We start from the raw sequence: 15,276 nt of genomic DNA on the forward strand, positions 1-15,276 counted from the left end.
CTTCACCACCGACCCGCTCGCAGGGACGTACAAGAAGCTGCTCCAGGACGGCGTCGACGCTGGCACCACCAAGCAGGCCGACATCAACGGCATCTTCGACCTCACGGCGCTCAACAGCGTTCTGAGCGAGAGTGCGGCCGGCAAGAAGATCTCCGCCCAAGGGCTCGGCAGCGAATAGCTCGGCAAAACGCTGTAGCGACCGAGTAAACGCACATCGGGCGGCGCCACGGGAGACCTACTCGCTAACGCGATACCACCCGTGGTGCCGCCCGTTGGCTGTGCGCAGCGTACGCACGCACCGGCTTCGAGCCTCACACAGGCCCGCTGCCCCTTCGCTCACGGTCACGGAAGACTCATTCCGGAGGCCCTCCTGCCTTCCCTCAAAACACGCGCACTCCGGTTGGTTTTTCGGTTGCCGTGGAGCCGGTCATTCAGGCAGTTCCAGCTGGAAGCCGCAGACGCATCTGAGGACCCGGGTGGCGAGGTATACCTCCAGGTCGTCTTCGGCTGCGATCTTGGTGGACCGGGGCGCGGAGAGCCGGCGGAGTTCGGAGCCGGCCTTTTTCATCGGTTGTCCGCAGTGCAAATAGTGGCCGCCGAGTATCAGCACGTCGGCTGTTTGTTCCAGGCGGGCCAGAACCGGGGACAGGTCAGGGACCCAGGCAGGATGTTCGCTGAAGCGCCGGCATCGCGTGCAGGTGTGGGCAACCGTCACGATATCGGACGGTTGGTCCTGGAGGTGGATGACGGATCTGATGGCGAGGTGGCGGTCCGTGCCGCAGTTGCCGCATATCACCGGCAGCACGCCGGGCGGCCGCCTGGTGTCGTCGGGACGGAAGTCGGGGATCCCGGGTGCCATGATCAGCCGGAGTACGGGTAGCTGGCGAGGATGTGGTCTGCCGCGGCGCGTCCGGTCATCCCGAGCCGGCCCTTGTGGAGATTGACGCGGCAGAGGCGTATGCCTGCCCGGAAGGCCGCGCCGGGCCGGGGTCTCCTGCCCTGGAGCAGGCACCAGCTCGTGCACGGCCCGTCAAGAGAGTCCGGACCCAAGGACCCCTCGGTGTCGGGGGCAGGGGAAGCATCGTGACGGAACTGCTGGAAATGCGAGGTGGCCATGATCAGGCTCCTTCCTCAAGGTGCATGAGGGCCGCCATGTGGCTATAGCAGCGTCACTTCCAGACCCTGCACAAGGCCGGAAGGAGGTCCCAGGGGAAAGAACCAGCACAGGGGTCCTGCATTGAAACTACCTCGCGCTGCCGGGGATTGTACATAGCCCGGCCGCGTTCAGCTTGGAACGGACCCTCCGTCCCCCCGGCTTCCCTCGGAGCGAAGCTCGTTCGCCACAGCACCATGCCCGCATGCTCACGTGGGAGTTCAGGTGACGCAGTCCAAACCGTTTGCCCTGACAAGCCGGTACCGTGCCGACTATCAGCTATCAGGCAAATTCCAGCCCGAACTCACCGGCGAACCAACGGAGCGTGCAGTCCTGATATCCGAAGGTTTTGGGACATGCAGACGAGAAGAATTTCGGGAACGGAATAAACGGGGCGCTCACTGGCGGCTGGGTGATATGTGGGTGGGACGCTACCGGCAGCTCGTCCCAGGCGCCGGTTCATGGGTCTAGGGTGGTGGGCATGACGATCGGTGGCGCTGTTCCCGTTGATGCGCTGCGGAGCCGGGTGGATGCCGGTTTTGGGTCGACCGTGGCTGAACTTGTGAATCTGGTGGGCATTCCCGGCATTGCCTGGCCGGCATTTGATCCACGGCATTTGGATCTTAGCGCCGAAGCCGTCGCGGGCTGCTTCGGGTCGCGGGCATCGGTGATGTCCGGATTGTGCCGGGAGCGGGGCCGGGCGGAAGGCCGGGCGGTCCGGCTGTTCTGGCAAGGAAACCTGCAGCCGAGGGCTGTCCCACGGTTCTCTTGTACGCGCACCATGATGTCCAGCCGCCCGGCGAGCCCGAGCTGTGGAGCGCTCCGGCATTCACCGCCGTCGAACGCGAGGGACGGTTGTGGGGGCGGGGCGTGGCCGACGACAAGGCGGGGATCATCATGCATCTAGCCGCCTACCGTGCCCTCACTGAGGTGCTGGGCACCGGGTTCGGTCTCGGCGTCACGTTTTTCATTGAGGGCGAGGAGGAATCCGGTTCTCCCACCTTGGATGGCCTGCTCGAGGCAAACGAGGACCAGCTTCGGGCCGACGTCATCATTATTGCGGACTCGGGAAACTGGCAAGTCGGGGTTCCCGCCCTCACCACCAGCCTCCGCGGGCTGGTCGACGGGTTCATCGAAGTCGAAGCCTTTGATCACGGGCTGCATTCGGGGACGTTTGGCGGGCCCGTCCTTGACGCGGTGACACTTCTGGCCCGGCTGATCGCGACCTTCCACGACGACGACGGCACGGTGGCCATTCGCGGGCTTCCGACCGCAGACGAACCTGCCGATCCGGCGGTGGGCATCGGTGAAGCGGAGTTCCGCGCCTCGGCTTCGCTGCCCAGTGCCCTGCATCTGGCGGGCACCGGAAGCATCGCGTCGAGGGTGTGGAACGGGCCGGCGTTGTCAATCGTCGGTCTGGACGCGCCGGGCACGGCCATGGCGTCGAACACCCTGTTGCCCTCGGCCCGGGCGAAATTCAGCCTTCGACTGGCACCGGGCACCGATCCGGACAAGGCCATGGAAGCGGTACGCCGGCACGTCATGGCCAACGCGCCTTTTGGCGCGGAAGTTAGGTTCTTCCCGGGGAGCACGAGCGCCCCGTTCTCCGCCGCTGCCCACGGTGAGGCGTCCCGGATCGCGCTCTGGGCAATGGAGCAGGCCTGGGGCGTCGTCCCGGTCAGGATGGGCGTCGGCGGTTCGATCCCGGTCGTCGAGCACCTGGCCGGCAGGTTTCCTGACGCGCAGATACTCATTACCGGGGCCGAGGATCCGGACTCGCGCGCTCACGGGCCGGACGAGTCGGCCCACCTCGGAGACCTCCGGAAGGCGATCCTGGCCGAAGCCCTGATGCTCGCAGCCCTCGACGGGCGCACATGACTTATCCGGGCAGAATCGATGGCGGCGAAGCTCCTGCGCCCATGCCCGGTTCGCGGCAGCTTCAGGGTTGTTCCTGGACGACCCTGATGGTCTTGAATGAGGGGTCCGCGGGGTCGGGCAGGACCATGCCGGCTTCCTTGCCCGAGACGAGATAGTCGATGACCGCGGCGTTGATGCGTTCCCCTGGAAGAATGGCCGGCACACCAGGCGGGTACGGGGTGATTTGTTCGGCGGCGGTGCGTCCGGCGGCCTCCTCGACGGGGACCACTTCGACGGGTCCGAAGAACGCCTCGCGGGGGAGATTCACGGTCTCCATCTCGAGATCGGAGGAACGCGGCAATCGGACCTCCGGAGGGCGCGGCAGGTCCTTCGCCGCGCCGCAAAGGGCGTGGAGGGACTCCATCAGACGCTGGGTGGTCGATTCGTCGTCGGCCGTTGAGAGGGTCGCCTCGATGCGGCGGTGGTCGTTGATCCCCATGTCGATGCCGCGGTTGGCCCTTAGCCAGTCCGCGGCCTGGTAGCCGCTGATACCGAGTCCGCTGACGTCCATCAGGACGTGCAAGCGGTCCAGATCGTGCGAGGCTTCGGCTCCGAGCAGTTCGTCTTCGAGGACCTTGATGCCCGGCAGTGCGTCGATGCGCGACCTGAGGTCAATGGCCAGGGTCAGGGTAACGTCGAGGAGCTCCCGTCCGTGCTGAACCATCTGGTGACGCCAGGCGTCGATGCCTGCATACATGATTACGCTCGAACTGGTGGTGGACAGCAAGTCCGCGCACTGTCGCAACCGGACGGGATCAACCAGTCCACCCTGGAGGTGGTAGACCGATCCCTGTTCGAAGCCCATGCCCATCTTGTGGACGCTGACGACGCAGATGTCGGCGCCGGCATCCATGGCCCAAGTGGGGAGGTCGTCGTGGAATGGCAGGTGCGCGCCCCACGCTTCGTCGATGATGAGCGGTTTGCCCCTTTGATGGCAGATATCCGCAATCGCCTGGATATCGGCGCAGGTCCCGTAGGGTGTAGGGCTGACGATCAGGGCCGCTGCGGCGTCGGGGTGGCGCTGCCACATTGCTTCCACCGCTTCCGGCGAGGGCGGATGGGCCAGATGCTGCTCATCGTCCCAGCTGGGACTGATCCACCGGGGCTGAAGACCGGAGAGGATCAAACCCGCGGTGACCGACTTATGGGCATCTCTGCCGACCAGAATCTCGCCGGTGCCGCAGGTGACGGCCAGAACCGCGGCTTTGATGGAAAGCGAACTGCCGCAGGTCGAGAAGAAGGCGTGTTCGGCCCCCACCGCGTCCGCCATGAGTTCCTGGGCTTTCTGCAGGTACCCATGTGAGGAGGAGCGGTCATCCAGACCCGCCGAGGCGAGCACATCGGAGCGGTAAGTGTCCTTGCCCAGGACATCTAGCGCCCGTTCGGCGGCTCCGCGGCCCTGCCGGTGACCGGGCGGAGTGAACCCGTACCGGCCCATGCGGTGATAATCGGCAAGCGCACTGACAATGGGGGTTTCGTTCTGATCCATAGCTGATACGCCTCCCACGGCAACAGGCTGGAACTCGTGCCCAACGCTAACCCGGGCCTTCCGCTCCCGCAAGCAGATCTGGTGTGGCCACCGACCCGCGCCCCTTCGGTCGAACCAGCATGCCCGCTGGCCAGATAGGGTGCCGTGTGCAGTCCCGCGCTTGCGCTCCTGGGCCTTGATTTCACTACGGTTTATTGGTGCGAGGTCCGGCGCTTGCGCCAGAAGATGAAGCCGATTATCAGCACGATTAAAACTACTGCCCCGATGACGTAGGGCGCGTAGTCGACCCGTGCTTCCTTCGCTTGTTTGGTTTCGCCGGTCCCGGGATCGACGGGGCCACTGGGGGACGGTGATGGCGAGGACATGGAAAGGATGGTCGCGAAGGCATGGGACGAGGTACCCGGTGCCTGAGCGGCAGAGGACACAACTGGGGCGCTTTCCGCGGCTGTACCGGCCTGGGCCGGCGCGGCGGCAAGGACACCCCCGAAGAGGAACAAGCCCAGGGCGCAGCAAATCAGTTTCTCGATCATGGTGTCTCCTTCTTGGAAAGGGGCCCGCTCGCTGAGTCCTCACTGCCCTGAAACGGTCCTCGGTACTCAAGACCTAACGACGTGGCAGAGGGACTGGCGTCGGTGTCACAGCAGGGACACCCCCTACGCGGCATGCAGTCAGTGCTGTCCCAGGCTTCCTCCGGTCGGCGGGATAGGGCCTGGTGCGCGTTCTACGCCCGTGACCCGGTCCGCGGCGCCGGTGGAGTCGCTCGCAGCTGTCCCGTCCGAATCGCCTTCGGTGTCGATGAGTCCGTTGGTCTGGTCGAAGGGCTTCGCTTCGGACCGGCCAACAGTCTGCTCGGACGCAGGAAGCGCGCTCGGGTGTACGCCCTCATCGGGGAATACGCTGCCCGCGGTCCCGGTGGGCGGGACGGCGTCCGCCTCCTGGTATGGTGTGGCCTGAGCCGGCGCGTCTGCGCCGGACGCTTTGTTGCCGGCTGCGGCTGCGACGCCTGCCGCGGCCGCAGCGGCGAGCCCGACTCCGGCAATTACCTTGCCCGAGACCCCGGCTTTGCCGCTGTCCCCCCGTGACCCTGCTGCCTCATCGACTCCGGGCGTGCCGGCGGATGCGCCTTCGCGGACGGATCCGCGCCAGGCGCCGGTCGCGTAGCCCTCGTCTTCAATGAAGGCCTTGAACCGGTTGAGGTCACTCTCGGCTTGCCTCTCTACGATGTTCAGCTTGTCGCCGACCTTTTCGACGATCCCTTCGGGTTCATATTCCAGGGACAGCTGTACGGACGTCTGCCCGCCGCCGAGGTCTTCGAACGTCACGGCCCCGGCGTTGGTTGCGCCCTCTGTGGCGGCCCATGCGACCTTTCGGTCCGGTACCTGCTCGAGGATTCTGGCCTGCCATTGCCGGCGCACCCCGCCGATTTCCGCAACCCACTCGAGCCGGTCATCACTGAGCTGTTTGACGCTCAACACCCCGCCCATAAAGTGCGGAAATTCCTCGAACTGGGTCCATTGGTTGTAAGCCACGCTTACAGGAACGTTGACCAGAGTCCGCTTTTCAACCTTGGTGCTCACGATGTCTCCTTTGACGGGTTTAGAAGAACTGACGGGAAAGAAATCAAACTCCACTTTTCGGTGATGCATCCGCGCCAGAGCATAATTGGTGCTTCGTCCGCGGCGGGCCCCGGACGTCTAGTGTGGCGTCGGCGTCGCTTCCTCGCGCAGTCTGACGCGGGCGCCGGGAACGCCTATCAGCGTGGCGCGCGTCCCGTCGTCTGCTTCCAGATCGAGGTGGACCAGCCGGTGCCGGCGGTGCTTGGCCACGACGGCGAAGCTGGCATCGGCAACCCGCAGGATCTGGCCTTCGAGGACTTCACGGAGTTTGTGCTTGATGAAGGACTGCGGGAACGCGGGTTCGGTCATGGTGTTCAACTCCCTTCAGAGGGTGTCTGTGGATGCGGATTCGTGGCAGTGTCGTTTCATTCACTTGCAGAAGCCCTCCCGGGGCGGGGCTGATGCCGGGAGCCCCGTTCGTTGCCGGTGCCCTCTATACCCTGCTGCCCCTGCGGCCGGCAACGACGCCGTAGATCAGGAGCACAATGATGGCGCCGAGTATGGCGAGAAGCCAGGTCCGCAGATTGAAGAAGTCACCGAGGCCTCCCCCGAAGATCAACGAACCGATCCAGCCGCCGAGGATTGCACCCACGACACCCAGCACAAGGGTGACTACCCAGCCGCCACCCTGGCGGCCAGGCAGGATCGCCTTGGCGATGGCTCCCGCGATAAGCCCGAGAAGGAGAAATCCGAGAATCCCCACGACTGCACTTCCTCTCATTCGATCGGTCGTCGATTGCGACCACTACCAAGATTTAATCAGCATGCTTAGTAGTGCGCAAGGCCGGGCACCCCAGGAGCGACGATCGTCTGAGGAGGCCCCATCTGGCGCCCACCAGCGGCGGTTTGCGGAGGGAAGCTGCCCCAGGATGGCCTTCGTTCGCGCACCCGCTTGTCGGTGCTGACGAAAGTCGGCACGGCGAGCGGAACCGGCACGTTGGAGGCGCACGGCATCTGTCTGGGTCATTCGTTTCCGGTGTCGTTCAGGGCGGGGTTGTAGGCGGTGAATCCTTCCCGGAGGCGGACGGTGTCCGTGCCGATCGTGTCGATGTCGGCCCAGAGCACGAGGAATGAGCCGCGGTGCCGCCAGCGGAGCAGGTGGGCGATCGGCCAGGGCCGGGCGAGGCCGGTGCGTTCGTAGCCCAGGAATGAGGAGGCGCTGTGCGGGCTGACGATCAGGCCCAGCAGCCTGGCATCGGCGAGCAGCTGGCCCGGTGGTCCGTTGATGGTGAACCGGGCATCGGCTACGCGTCCGAGGCGTAGACCGGCGGGGTCGTGGACGGGTGTCCCGAGGAGATCACCGAGGATCATGGCGGCCTCCGGGGATGCGGGCGATGATTTTGTCGCGGATCCAGCGTTCCACCCAGTCCGCGTCCAGGGGCTCTCCGCGGACGCCCAGCCGGATGACGACCCCGACGTCGGCGACGTCACGCCAGGGGATGCGGATGAGCCGCGATGACGGGGGCCGGCCGCCGAAAATCCGTGTTCCAAGGACCGGCCCGGTGAGCAGGGCGGTGAGCGTCGGGGCGGGGGTTCCGGCCGGTATGCGCGTGTCCGGGGGAGGGGCGCTGATTTCGATGTCGTCGACCGTGGTGACCGGGACGCCGTCGACGTCGAGTACCTGCCGGTCCAGCAGGTGCAGCTGGGCATCGAGGGTCCGCCCCGGGGGCCGGAGGTATCTGGGCCTGCGTGCTGTGGTCATGATCCGGCTCCCGTGACGATCATCAGTGGTATGGCGGCGAGGGACGCGGCGAGGATGATGACCAGGTAGATCATGGCCACCACATTCACCGGGCGGCCGTTGACGTGTTCGCCCATGTATTGGGGGTCATTGGCCACGATCAGGATGGGCAGGTAGGTCAGCGGCAGCGCAATGGCTGAGAACACGACCGAGTATTCCGTGACCAGGACGGGATCGACCCCGGTGGCCAGGACCGCCGCGCCGCTCAGGAGGCAGATAATCATTGACAAATGGAAGCGGGCGGCCTGGGCCGGGCGGCGGAACTTGCCCCAAGACCATCCGAAGAACTGCGCCAGGGTATACCCGCTGGACAAAGTGGTCTCCAGGGCCGCTCCGAACGTCGCCGCGACGATGCCGATCAGGACGAAGGCCAGACCGACTTTCCCGGCTGCCTCGGCGACCGGCAGGATGACCTGGGACAGTGAGGTGACGGCAATCCCGGCCGGGAGCAGAACGACTGTGGCGCAGGCGGCAATGGACACGGAGAGCAGGCCGCCGAGCGGGAACCCGACGAGTACGTTGATTCTGGACTGGATCAGGTCTTTGATGGTCCAGCCTTCCTCCACAGCCCCGGAAGAGAAGAAGAACACCTCATAGGGCGTCATGGCCGCCCCGAATAGTGCCACCGCGTAGTACCAGTACGAGGCGGCTGTTTCCTGCTCCGGAACGGACGGGGCCAGGACCTGGGCGCCAAGGGAGCTCCAGTCCGGCTTCAGCAGAAACAGTGCCACGGCGAAAACAATGAGCGTCAGGCCCAGCAGCCCGGTGACGTTTTCCATGATGGAAAACCTCACCCGCCAGATGACCAGCCATACGGCGACCACCGCTAACGGAACCCACAGCAGGTACTGAACGCTGCTGGCCAGCTGCAGCGCCAAGGCGATGCCTCCGATTTCCGCCGTGACCGTCATCAGGTTGATCAGGAACGACGCGGCCAGGTTGGCCAGACCGGCCCGGGGGCCCAACCGTTCCCGGATCACTTCGAACGTCGCCCGGCCCGACGCGGCGGCTACCCGCCCGGACATGTTGGCGAACACACAGATACCGACCACGCCCACGACGACGACCCAGACCAACGAGAGCCCAAACCGTGAGCCGACGACGGAGTTCGTCACCAGATCGCCGATGTCCACGAACCCGCCGATCGCGGTCAGGACCCCCAGGGCCACCCCGAGCAGGCGCTTCATGGTCCCCCCAGCTGAGTCTTGAGTGTGGCCATCCTGCCGGCGGCGTTCTCCAGCAGCTGGTCGCCGTCCTGGAGTGTGGGGCTGCCGTCGGTGCTGGCGATGGCGTCCTGCGCCGTGGTCACCCCTGCGATGCTTTCATCCAGGACGGTGAGGGCCTCCCGGCGCGTCTCACGGTCGTCCTGGACTGTGGGGGAGAGCTGGAGGACGGTGGTCCGCGTGGTTTCGAGTTCTTTCAGGGCGTCATCGAGCGTCGTGGATGTTGCCGCCGTGGTCAGCTTGCCCCCGGCGTCGAGCGCCAGCGCGAGCCGGGCGGTGGCAACCGCGGAGGAACTGTCCTTCAGCGCTGTGGACACACTGTCTTGGACGCTGCCCGGCGCCCCGGCGCAACCGCTGAGAAGAACGGCACCCGCGACGCCGGCACAGACAAAACACGCACCGCGGAGCGCGGTCCGGGACCGCTGTGACCCCTTCGCCATATCCGCCTCCACTTCGGGAACCGGCCCCGGCCGGCGCCGGTGGCCCCGGGGCGAGGACGCGCCTCTGAGCTAGGTATAGCACTCCCGGCCTGAAAAAAGCATGGACAAGACCGGCTGGTCTTCACCGGGCTTCGACGCCCCGCACCGGCCGTCTCGGTACCTGCGCTGATGCAGCGCAGCGCAGGCACTCTGTTCCTGTGGGCCTTGGGCTCTTGCGGCCCGGCGGGTGCGGGGGTAGGTTATGCATGCCGTGGCCGTCCGCCCGCAGTGGGGCGGGCCGGCGCGGCGGTGGCTGGCCCCGGGTGCGGCGTTGGAACTCTCCCGGGCCGCCACCCCATCTACTCGCGTGCGCTGATGGTCCCGGCGGGCCGGCGGGATACGGGACCGCGGAGAGACAGCTCTCAGCCTGTTCTCCGCGCGGGGTGAGACATTGAGAGAAAGCCCCGAAATGCCGATTCCGACTCAGCCGTCGATCCACAGACCCCGGCCGCATGCTCTCCTCAACCGGCGGGCGGCCGGCATTACGTCTCCCTCATGCAACCCCCGCCGGCGTCTCGGTCCCCTAACGGTCCCGCTGCMCACAACCGGGGACAATTCTCATGGGTTATCCACCGCTACGGCGGTTAGGGAGCTACCCCTATTGGCTCCTCCGCTCCAGCCGTGGATAACCCGAATTGACGCCCAGTTGTGGACAGCTGTTGTTGGCCTCGGAGTCAGATCCTAGAGCTGGCCGGCCCGCATGGCTGCAATTACCCCGCCACCATGAGCAGGTCGGAGCCGGTGATGAAGGCGCTTTCGGGTCCGAGGAGGAACGCCGCAGTGGTAGCCACTTCGGCCGGTGTGCCCGTGCGCCCGGCAGCTGAGGTCCGGATCATGGTGCGGTAGCCTTCGGCGAACGGTCCGGACATATCAGCGCTGAAAAGCTGCCCCGCTTCCCGGAGGTACTACGACCAAACGCACCGAAGGGAAAACCCACATCCGGGCCATGCTCTCCCTGGCCCGGGCCGCCTCAAAGTCCTTTGGGCCATGCTCCGCGACGGCACAACCTATACGCCCGTTCCGGCGCCGGCTACACGCCGGGCCGTGCCGAAGCATCAGTCCCGGAAGCTGGCAAGAGGGCAGCGCCTTCCCTGTCATCGGCTTAGGGTCAGGCGTAATCTGGACGGAATTCACCATCAGGAAAGGTCGGACAGGAAGGCGGTACGCACGAGCGTGAACCTCAGGGACGTATGGGACAGGCTCGACACTGAGACCCGGACAGGGCTCCTGGAAAATCCGGGATGCCTGATCCTTCCTCTCGCCATGTCGGCCAGAATCGGCAAGGATGCACACGGGATATAGCGTTCGACCCGAACGGACAGCTCGTGCTCTCCCCGGAGGACCACGATTTCATCCGGGAGAAAGCGGAGGCTGCCGGAACAATCCGCGTGCCCGTGACGGACTACCGGTACTTCGACACAGCACCTTGGCCTGTTATCAGGAGAACACCGTCTGGAAGGCATGCAGCAGCGTCACCGGATGAGGCTCAGTAGGCCGGTTTGCCTAAGGCAGTTTGTTGCTTCCCGTCCGTCGCCGTTCTGATGCGAGATGCGGTCTCCGTTCAGGCCATGAACGCCGATTTCGCCTCGGAGACGTGCTCTCGGCGGTGTTGGGGTCATGCCGGCGCCGGCGACGGCGACCGGTTCCCGGTACGGAATGCCGTTGCGCTGTTCCAGGCCGCCGACGTAATCGTAGATGGGGCTTTCAAGGACGCCGGGGCCCGCCAGTGGCTGCCGGCTCGGTGAGAATGGCAGTGGTGTTGCTTGAGGTTAGTGCTCAGGTGCCGGGCGGAGGATTAGTCCCGTGCGGGGCAGCGCAGGAACCTTGGACAGGCTAATCGTCAGGTCCTGGGCCGGGACTGTATAGGTTTCCCGGGTCAGGAGGAGGAGGGCTCTTTTCATCAACTCAACGGAGATTCTGTCGCCGGGACACCGGTGAGAATGGCTGGCGTCGCCTCCGCCTTGGGGGATGAGCGTGTTCGGATCCCCGTTCCAGGTTCTGAACCGATCGGGCTGGAAGCTTTCCGGGCTGTTCCAGATGTTCCGGTCATGGTTGGTTCCGTAGAGGTCAAGGAGGAAGGACTGGCCAGGGGCAAAATGGTCTCCCCGCCAGGAAAACTCTTCCCGCACGCGACCGGCCACCGCGGGGAAAAACGGATAGTACCGGCGTACCTCCTGGGCCAACGCCTCGAGATCGGAGTCCTGGCCTTGGCTTAGGACGTCCCGGCTGTCCGGGTGCTGTTCGAGGGCGTGTGCAGCGAAGACGATGAACCGGCCCACGGCGACGGTGGGGCGAAGGATGTTGATCAGTTCGACGGCGGCGGTCTTCTGGTCCAGAAGGTTTCCCTGCAGATCGCGGTGGCTGGCCACTACCGCGGCAGCCGAACCGTCCGGCGGACGAATGGCGCCGCCTCTCACTTCCCGGATGACCCGCCCGGCCCACAGTTCGGTCCTGCGGCGGGACAGGTGGGCCGTCCAGTTATGCAGACCGAAGCGGGCAGCGCTGTCGATCATGGCCGCGAACTCACGAGCCCTGGCTGCCGTCTCGTCGTCGGTGATCGGTATGCCCGACCAGGCGCAGACGGCTTTGGTGAGCAGAAGCCGTGCATGATCGTGCAGCACCACTGGGTCCCCGGCACTTCTCAGCTTGCGGGACGCCGCCCAGGCCTCTTCGAACCGGTCGGCCAGTGTGGCAACCGATGCTGGATCCATGAGCGGCATGAACGTGGCTTTGCGCTGAATGTGGTTTGGCCCGTCCAGAAGTTGCACGCTTCCCTGGTCCTGAAGCAGCCGCTGAGCGGAGGGCGGCACGGCGCCCTTGCGGGTGAACCGTCCTGGGGCGTAGAACATGGCGGCGGCCTCCAGGCCCCGCATGCAGACCACAGGACGAGGGCCCGGACGTGTCCGGAACACGTCGCTCTGGAGCGCGTCACAGCGGGAAGAGATGAACGTGTAGGGCTCACGACGGAAGGCAAGGATCGAGGAGAGGGACGGCGAACGGGGAATCACTGGGCCTCCTGGTCTGGACGCTACGGTTCGGCGATCGTACTGCGCCGGACCCGGTGCGCAACAGCCCCTTCAGGCCCCCCGGCAGGTTTGCGCGCCGGAATCCCTTGACTGGACCCCGGTGGCGTTCAGGCTATTGCCCGGGGAAGCGCGTCATTGACCGCGTGTGGGGGTAAGTTCCGTGTGAGGGTCCTGTCTGAGTGACGGCGTGGTCAGGAGGAAGCATGAAAGGTGTTCCGGCGGAGACCGGGCGCCTTGCCCGGGCGGGGACGTTGCCCAGGCTCATGAAGGCAGGCCTGGTGTTGGTCGCGCTTGCCGTGTCGGGGTGTGCTCCTGAGAGTGCCGGCGCGGCGGCGGCGGCGCAGGTGTTCCGGCGGGCCGCAGCGGCCGGGGACACAGCCGCCGCATGCTCCATCCTCAGCCCGAAAGCACGTGAGAAAACCGCGGCAGACAGCACCTGCAAGGACCAGCTGGCGTCGCTGCAGCTGCCAACGACCGGGGCAGCTCTGCGGACAGAACGCTACGGCCGGAACGCGATCGTGGAATTCGAAGATGACACCGTCTTCCTGACAGCCGACGGTTCAGGGTGGCTGGTGACCGGGGCCGGCTGTAAGCCCCGGGGGGAGTTGCCATACGACTGTGAAGTGGGAGGGTAAAGATGCGCTGGTGTTTCGTGTTGTACTTGGTTCTGATATTTGGCGGGCTGGCCTATATGGCCGCTGTCGGGCTGGTACGGGGATAGAGGCCGAACCGTGAAAACAGCCTTGAGAAACAATGGCCTGAGTCTGTTCTTTGGCCTGATCTTCTTGCTCGCCCTCCTCGGTCAGGGCCTCACCGGTCATGCCTTGTTCAACGAGGAGCAGCTCTCTGCCGGTCTGGAAGAGATCAGCCTTGGCCAATACCTCACTCGTCCAGCTTCGCGGTGGACGTTTCGGAGAACTGGCAATCGGAATATCTGCAGTTCCTGCTGTACATCACCGCCACGATCTGGCTGGTTCAAAAGGGATCGCCGGAGTCTAAGGAACTGGATAAGACCGGTTTGGAATCAGACCGGGAACAGAATGTCGGGGAGCACAGCACCGCGAAATCCCCGGCCTGGGCCAAAGTGCGCGGGTGGCGCCTGACGGTGTTTTCGAATTCGCTGGGCGCCACAATGGGTTTGATCTTTGTGCTGTCCTGGCTCGTCCAATCGATCGCCGGCAACAGCGCCTACAACGAGGAGCAGCTCAAGAACTTCCAGCTGCCCGTCTCGTGGGCCGAGTACGTGGTTTCCCCGGAATTCTGGAACAGGACACTGCAGAACTGGTAGTCCGAGTTCCTGGCGGTTGGGTCAATGGTGGTCTTGTCAATTTATCTTCGCCAGCGCGGGTCCCCGGAGTCCAAACCCGTCGGTTCACCGCACGGTAACACCGGTACAACAGGATAGAACCTTAGACACAGGCTGGCGGGCCGCCAACAGCCACGACACCGCTGTGTCGCTTCCCTAAGGGGAGAGGGCGGAGTGACAGACAGGAGTGTCGCTTTGCCAAACGCAGGGCTCTTGCGGGTTCCGTCGGCAGAAGATAGGTATTGGCATGCCCCGACGTTCAGGCCGCTAAATGGCGGTCTTGCCGTTGGGACCGGCCCGGGTGTGGCGTTGGAACTCGCCCGGGCCGCCCTTCCGCGCGGCCTGATGTGGAACGTGTCCCGGGGTGGTAATGAGGATCTCCCCTGCGGACATGGCTAGTTCGGGATTGGAGCCATGGGCATCGAGCCGACCGCTCCCGTGCAGACGACCGGCACTCCCGCTTCTCTGCCATTACGGGGAGCATCAGCCGGGGGAAGGCCACGGCCATGCCCGGGGCAAGGCCGTGCTTGGCCCCCAGTCGTGGGATCAGGCTGCCGATGACCGCCGGGCCGCGCTGGCCCTGACACTGGAATCGGCACTGAGGGGCATCCTCGTTCAACTGGGTCCAGCGGTATCGGAGTGCTTTTCCGCCGGGGTGCGCAGTCCGGCACCTGCCCCACACACGGCCATCCTTTGAAGCGGCTTTGGACCACGGACTCTGCCTATGGGGAGAACTCGTGGCAACCGGCGCAGGCGAAGTCCGTGCGAAGGTCACTCTGTATTTGCCGGTCTGGTGCCAAGAAGCACATTCAGGCCCCAGCCCGCGGCGGTGATGAGGAGGACGGCCCCGGCCATGGACAGCAGCTGCTGAGGGCTCGACAAGATGCCGAGGCTGACGATGAGCGTTGTCGCGCCGGCAGGAGGGTGCGGTTTTCGAAGCCAGGTCAGCACCAGCGTGGTGAGCGCTACGGAAATGGCCCCGGCGGCAACATAGGGGACGGTAAGCCCGCCGACAGGGGCCGGTAAGCTGTCCTGGAGGCCGAAAGTGTATAGGCAGAGGACACCCGTCACCAGTCCGGTGAGGTGTCCGGCCAGGGTGTTCACCGGCCGGGAGGAGGGCTGTTCCGGGGACTCGAAGAACAGCATCACGGTCGGGCCCAGACTGGGAAAGAGCCAGGGGAGGTGCAGTACCAACCCGACCGCGCCGGCCAACGCGAGGACGACGAGCGAAAGCACGGCAGCGTAAACGGCGGGGCCCAGTGCGCTGCGGCGAGAGTTGAGCCTTTTCAGCAGGGACGGTGTCATTGGCATGGGAGCTGTCTTCCG

Annotated in this window: 16 protein-coding genes and 2 pseudogenes; 4 read left to right on the plus strand and 14 right to left on the minus strand. The window is 65.3% G+C overall.

The window, feature by feature from the left end; genetic code table 11:
• Positions 1-178 (plus strand): annotated as a pseudogene (locus tag AC1D1A_RS20030) (sulfonate ABC transporter substrate-binding protein); the annotation flags it as partial.
• A gap of 249 nt (positions 179-427) precedes the next feature.
• On the opposite strand, the gene AC1D1A_RS20035 reads toward AC1D1A_RS20030, so the two are convergent.
• Together AC1D1A_RS20035 and AC1D1A_RS20040 are read right to left on the minus strand one after the other, a co-directional pair.
• Entirely contained in the window at positions 428-859 is a 432-nt protein-coding gene (locus AC1D1A_RS20035; RefSeq protein ID WP_476948526.1) for a hypothetical protein, read from the minus strand.
• Between the two features lie 2 nt (positions 860-861).
• Entirely contained in the window at positions 862-1,116 is a 255-nt protein-coding gene (locus AC1D1A_RS20040; RefSeq protein ID WP_476948527.1) for a hypothetical protein, read from the minus strand.
• 718 nt (positions 1,117-1,834) lie between these two features.
• Between AC1D1A_RS20040 and AC1D1A_RS20045 the strand changes: the two genes are divergently transcribed.
• On the plus strand, positions 1,835-3,031 hold the full coding sequence (locus AC1D1A_RS20045) for a M20/M25/M40 family metallo-hydrolase (RefSeq protein ID WP_476948528.1): 1,197 nt from the start codon (positions 1,835-1,837) through the stop codon (positions 3,029-3,031).
• 61 nt (positions 3,032-3,092) lie between these two features.
• On the opposite strand, the gene AC1D1A_RS20050 is transcribed toward AC1D1A_RS20045, so the two are convergent.
• From AC1D1A_RS20050 to AC1D1A_RS20100, 11 genes are all read right to left on the minus strand, one after another.
• Positions 3,093-4,559 carry an aminotransferase class I/II-fold pyridoxal phosphate-dependent enzyme gene (locus AC1D1A_RS20050; RefSeq protein ID WP_476948529.1) on the minus strand — a complete coding sequence of 489 codons (1,467 nt, stop codon included), beginning with the start codon at positions 4,557-4,559 and terminating at the stop codon, positions 3,093-3,095.
• A 191-nt stretch (positions 4,560-4,750) separates the two neighbouring features.
• Positions 4,751-5,089 (minus strand): LuxR family transcriptional regulator, encoded by a 339-nt coding sequence (locus tag AC1D1A_RS20055; RefSeq protein ID WP_476948530.1) that lies wholly within the window; start codon positions 5,087-5,089, stop codon positions 4,751-4,753.
• A gap of 138 nt (positions 5,090-5,227) precedes the next feature.
• Entirely contained in the window at positions 5,228-6,136 is a 909-nt protein-coding gene (locus AC1D1A_RS20060) for an SRPBCC family protein (protein ID WP_476948531.1), read from the minus strand.
• A gap of 117 nt (positions 6,137-6,253) precedes the next feature.
• Positions 6,254-6,484 carry a hypothetical protein gene (locus AC1D1A_RS20065; RefSeq protein ID WP_476948532.1) on the minus strand — a complete coding sequence of 77 codons (231 nt, stop codon included), beginning with the start codon at positions 6,482-6,484 and terminating at the stop codon, positions 6,254-6,256.
• Positions 6,485-6,608: 124 nt separating this feature from the next.
• Entirely contained in the window at positions 6,609-6,878 is a 270-nt protein-coding gene (locus AC1D1A_RS20070; RefSeq protein WP_476948533.1) for a GlsB/YeaQ/YmgE family stress response membrane protein, read from the minus strand.
• Between the two features lie 260 nt (positions 6,879-7,138).
• On the minus strand, positions 7,139-7,486 hold the full coding sequence (locus tag AC1D1A_RS20075; RefSeq protein ID WP_476948534.1) for a PRC-barrel domain-containing protein: 348 nt from the start codon (positions 7,484-7,486) through the stop codon (positions 7,139-7,141).
• Positions 7,473-7,877 (minus strand): hypothetical protein, encoded by a 405-nt coding sequence (locus tag AC1D1A_RS20080; protein WP_476948535.1) that lies wholly within the window; start codon positions 7,875-7,877, stop codon positions 7,473-7,475. The genes AC1D1A_RS20075 and AC1D1A_RS20080 overlap by 14 nt, the downstream gene beginning before the upstream one ends.
• On the minus strand, positions 7,874-9,103 hold the full coding sequence (locus AC1D1A_RS20085; RefSeq protein WP_476948536.1) for an Nramp family divalent metal transporter: 1,230 nt from the start codon (positions 9,101-9,103) through the stop codon (positions 7,874-7,876). The genes AC1D1A_RS20080 and AC1D1A_RS20085 overlap by 4 nt, the downstream gene beginning before the upstream one ends.
• A complete protein-coding gene (locus tag AC1D1A_RS20090) occupies positions 9,100-9,456 on the minus strand; it encodes a hypothetical protein (protein ID WP_476948537.1) in 357 nt (118 codons plus the stop codon). Before AC1D1A_RS20090 ends, AC1D1A_RS20085 begins: the two co-directional genes overlap by 4 nt.
• Before the next feature lie 872 nt (positions 9,457-10,328).
• Positions 10,329-10,487, minus strand: coding sequence for an SDR family oxidoreductase (locus AC1D1A_RS20095; protein ID WP_476948538.1), 159 nt, complete (start codon positions 10,485-10,487; stop codon positions 10,329-10,331).
• A gap of 900 nt (positions 10,488-11,387) precedes the next feature.
• Positions 11,388-12,626: a cytochrome P450 gene (locus AC1D1A_RS20100; RefSeq protein ID WP_476948539.1), complete on the minus strand. Its 1,239-nt coding sequence runs from the start codon at positions 12,624-12,626 to the stop codon at positions 11,388-11,390.
• A gap of 221 nt (positions 12,627-12,847) precedes the next feature.
• Between AC1D1A_RS20100 and AC1D1A_RS20105 the strand changes: the two genes are divergently transcribed.
• On the plus strand, positions 12,848-13,279 hold the full coding sequence (locus AC1D1A_RS20105; RefSeq protein ID WP_476948540.1) for a hypothetical protein: 432 nt from the start codon (positions 12,848-12,850) through the stop codon (positions 13,277-13,279).
• 96 nt (positions 13,280-13,375) lie between these two features.
• Positions 13,376-14,049 (plus strand): annotated as a pseudogene (locus AC1D1A_RS20110) (DUF6766 family protein).
• 672 nt (positions 14,050-14,721) lie between these two features.
• Here the strand turns inward: AC1D1A_RS20110 and AC1D1A_RS20115 are convergent.
• On the minus strand, positions 14,722-15,261 hold the full coding sequence (locus tag AC1D1A_RS20115) for an HPP family protein (RefSeq protein ID WP_476948541.1): 540 nt from the start codon (positions 15,259-15,261) through the stop codon (positions 14,722-14,724).
• Positions 15,262-15,276: the final 15 nt, after the last annotated feature.

Source organism: Arthrobacter sp. P1_B9 (genome assembly GCF_056406495.1).